This is a genomic window from Massilia sp. CT11-108 (assembly GCF_047302915.1).
GTDB lineage: Bacteria > Pseudomonadota > Gammaproteobacteria > Burkholderiales > Burkholderiaceae_D > Telluria > Telluria orientalis.
This window is the reverse complement of the sequence record NZ_JBKYMO010000508.1, coordinates 1-3,845: the sequence shown is the minus strand read 5'-3', so window position 1 is coordinate 3,845 and position 3,845 is coordinate 1. Positions and strand designations below refer to the sequence as shown.

Annotated in this window: 3 protein-coding genes; 2 read left to right on the top strand and 1 reads right to left on the bottom strand. The window is 65.8% G+C overall.

What is annotated here, in order from left to right:
• The first annotated feature begins 202 nt into the window (after nucleotides 1-202).
• Both ACEN88_RS26355 and ACEN88_RS26350 read left to right on the top strand, forming a co-directional pair.
• Nucleotides 203-2,248: a prolyl oligopeptidase family serine peptidase gene (locus ACEN88_RS26355; RefSeq protein ID WP_413344425.1), complete on the top strand. Its 2,046-nt coding sequence runs from the start codon at nucleotides 203-205 to the stop codon at nucleotides 2,246-2,248.
• A gap of 116 nt (nucleotides 2,249-2,364) precedes the next feature.
• A complete protein-coding gene (locus ACEN88_RS26350; protein ID WP_413344423.1) occupies nucleotides 2,365-3,081 on the top strand; it encodes a flagellar brake protein in 717 nt (238 codons plus the stop codon).
• Here ACEN88_RS26350 and ACEN88_RS26345 read toward each other — a convergent pair.
• Nucleotides 3,082-3,845 (bottom strand): O-antigen ligase family protein (locus tag ACEN88_RS26345; RefSeq protein ID WP_413344421.1); only part of this gene is annotated, 764 nt, incomplete at its 5' end.

Sequence of the window (3,845 nt, the reverse complement as noted above, 5' to 3'; positions counted from 1 at the left end):
ACCGAAGCCGGCACCTGTCGTCAAGCCGGCGCCGGCACGCGCGCCCGCGAAGGCGTCGGCCGCTGCGGACGAGTGGGAAGAGTTCTGAGGCCGTTCCCTGCTCCATCTTTCGCGTGGTAAATTGCTGCCTTTCACCGGCTGAGCCAACAGGCGCAGCCGTGTATTCACAAGCCACAAGCGAGAGGACAGGATGAAATTACGTATGCTGGCGCTGGCCGCCGCCCTGACGGGCACGGCGCTCGGCGCGACGGCCGCACCGCGCGGATTCACGGTCGAAGACCTGGTGACGATGGAACGCGTCGGCAGCCCGGCGGTGTCGCCGGACGGCGGCCGCGTCGTCTACACGGTGCGCACGACCGACATGGGCAAGAACCGCGGCCATACCGACCTCTACCTGGTCGACCTGCGCGCCGCCAATCCGGCGCCGCAACGCCTGACGTCGGATGCCGCCAGCAGCACGGATCCGGAATGGTCGCCGAACGGCGACGCGATTTACTTCCTGTCGGCGCGATCGGGGTCGGGCCAGGTGTGGCGCGTGCCGGCGGCCGGCGGCGACGCGGTCCGCGTGACCGATCTGCCGCTCGACGTGGACGCCTTCCGCGTCGCGCCGACGGGCGACCGCATGCTGCTCAGCATGGCCGTATTCCGCGACTGCGCCGACCTCGCCTGCACGAAGGCGCGCGTGGATGCGAAAGAGAAGGACAAGGCCAGCGGCAAGGTCTACGACCGCCTGTTCGTGCGCCACTGGGACACGTGGTCGGACGGCCGCAACAACGTGCTGTACGCGGCGCCGCTGGATGCGGCCGGCCGCGTGAACGGCACGCCCGTCAGCCTGTCGGGCGCGCTCGACGGCGACGTGCCGTCGAAACCGTTCGGCGACCGCGAGGAATTCCGCTTCAGCCCGGACGGCAAGACCGTCGTGTTCTCGGTCCGCATCGCGGGCAAGACCGAGGCGTGGTCGACGAACTTCGACGTGTACACCGTCGCCGCCACGGGCGGCACGCCGCGCAACCTGACTGCCGACAATAACGCCTGGGATACGAAAGCGGTGTTTTCGCCGGACGGCCGCACCCTCGCCTACCTGGCCATGACCCGTCCCGGCTTCGAGGCGGACCGCTACCACATCGTGCTGCTCGATCTCGCCACCGGCAAGAAGCGCAACGTGGCCGACAGCTGGGACCGCTCGCCGGGCAGTATCCAGTGGACGGCCGACGGCAAGACGCTCATCGCGGACGCCGAGGACATCGGCCAGCATCGCCTGTTTGCGATCGACGTGGCCAGCGGCAAAGTGTCGCCGCTGACTGACAAGGGTTCCATCGGCGGCTTCGACGTGCGCGGCAATACCATCGCTTTCACGCAAACGAACCTCGCATCGGGCGCGCAACTGTTCGGCATGCAGTTGGGCACGACGCAATCCAAGCAATTGACCCATGTGAACGAGGAGAAGCTGGCCGACGTACGCTGGGGCGACTATGAACAGTTTTCGTTCAAGGGCGCGAACGGCGATACCGTCCATGGTTACGTGATGAAGCCGTGGAATTACGAGCCGGGCAAGAAATATCCGATCGCCTTCCTCGTGCACGGCGGCCCCCAGGGCAGCTTCGGCAACGGCTGGAGCTACCGCTGGAACCCGCAGGTGTACGCGGGCGCGGGCTACGCGACCGTGTTCATCGATTTCCACGGCTCGACCGGCTACGGCCAGAAGTTCACGGACGCGATCAGCGGCGACTGGGGCGGCAAGCCGCTCGAGGACCTCAAGAAAGGCCTGGCCGCGGCGACGGCGAAGTACGCCTGGCTGGACCGTTCGCACGCGTGCGCGCTGGGCGCGTCGTATGGCGGCTACATGATGAACTGGATCGAGGGTAACTGGTCCGATGGTTTCAAATGCATCGTCAACCACGACGGCGTGTTCGACACCCGCGGCATGGCGTATTCCACTGAAGAACAATGGTTCACCGATTGGGAAAACGGCGGTCCGTACTTCGCCGTACCGGACAAGCACGAGCGCTTCAACCCGGTGCTGCACGTGAACAAGTGGAAGACGCCGATGCTCGTCGTGCAGGGCGACCTCGACTTCCGCATCCCGACGACCCAGGGCCTGTCCACGTTCACGGCGCTGCAGCGCCGCGGCATCGACAGCAAGCTGCTCGTGTTCCCGGACGAGAATCACTGGGTACTGAAGCCGGCCAACTCCGTGCTGTGGCATCACACCGTGATCGGCTGGCTGGACCAGCACCTGAAGCAGTAAATCCGCGCAGTATTCTTGCCTGGATGACGAAAAACGCCTGTACGTACAGGCGTTTTTTTCGTTTCCAAAGAATTGCCCCAGTGCTACTATTGGTCGCTTACGAAGATGAAAACATCATGAACGACCCGCAAGCGGACCGCGAACTCAAACCCCAGGAATTCGAATTCGAATCGATGAACCTGCAGGTCGGCGTACGCCTGCAATTCATCACGCACCGGCGCCTGAAACCCGTGCAGCATTTTTCCACGCTGATCGGCTGGTTGAAGGACGAATACCTGATCGTCAAGATCCCGATGGACAACGGCGCGCCGATTCCCCTGGTCGAGGGCGAGCGCGTGACGATGCGCGTATTCTCGGGCATCCACGTGTGCTCGTTCGCATGCACGGTCGAGCGCGTGTTCGGCCGGCCGTTGTTGTATGCCCACATCTCCTTCCCGCGCACGATCCAGGGCACGAGCCTGCGCACGGCGATGCGGGTCAAGGTCGACATCCCCGCCAAGGTCATCCCGAAAAACGCGACCGTCCCAGGCGCCGACTGCCTGCTGACTAACCTGAGCGTGAACGGCGCGCGCATCGAATCGAAGAAGAGCCTGCCCCAGGACGAGGACGAAATCGACCTGGAATTCGCGCTGCTGGCCCCGCCCAACAACCAGGAAATCCGCGTCCGCACGCGCGCGGCGGTGCGCAACATCAGTGCCCTGTCGGGCGGGCCGGAACAGGCCGAGGGGTTTGCATACGGCGTCCAGTTCGTCAGCCTCAATCCCGTGCACTACACGTTGTTGCAGAACCTGACGTATGAGGCGTTGCTGGCGGATCGCCAGAAGATCGTCTGATCAGAAGTAACCGGCCTTCCACAGGCGGGGCCATTGCGAGCCTGTGTTGAGCGCCTGCTGCGCCGGCGTCGGATCCTCGCTGCGCAGCCTGGCGCCGGCATCCGGCCCTGCGCCGGCGACCACCCCCACCATTGCCGCGACGATGCACACCGCACTTACGCCATAGCGGACGCCGCCCGGTACGGCGGTTAGCGCCGGGCCGGCGATCCGGTGCCAGCCGATGGCGCACCCGAGATACAACGCGACGGCGAGCTGGCTCTGCGGCATCACGAAAATGCCGGACACGAGCCCGTCGACGAGGATCGCCACGGCGCCCGTGAGCAGCGCGGCGAAGATGGCCTGGTTGGCGCCGTCGTCGTCGCGGACGCGCGCGCCGGATCGCAGCAGGGCGCGCAGCCCGTACGCGATGGCGGCAAGCAGGCACGCAAGGGCGGGCAATCCCCATTCGACGGCAACCTGGAACAGCCAGTCGTGCGGATGGGCACCGATGTGCAGATAACCGGCATGGTGTGCGAAATGCATGGGTCCGACGCCAAGCCACGGATGCTGTTCGATCAGCGTGGCGGCAAGCCGCCACAGCAGCATGCGGCCGGACGCCGGATCGGCGGCCGTGCGTTGGAACGCGGACGAAAACGAACTCATGCCGGCGGCACCGAGCAACGCCGGCACGACGGTCAGGAAGAAGAAGTCCGCGACCAGGCCCAGTGCCGCCGTCGTGGCGACGTGGCGCAGGTACGGCGCGGCGCGGCGCCGCGCCGTACCTG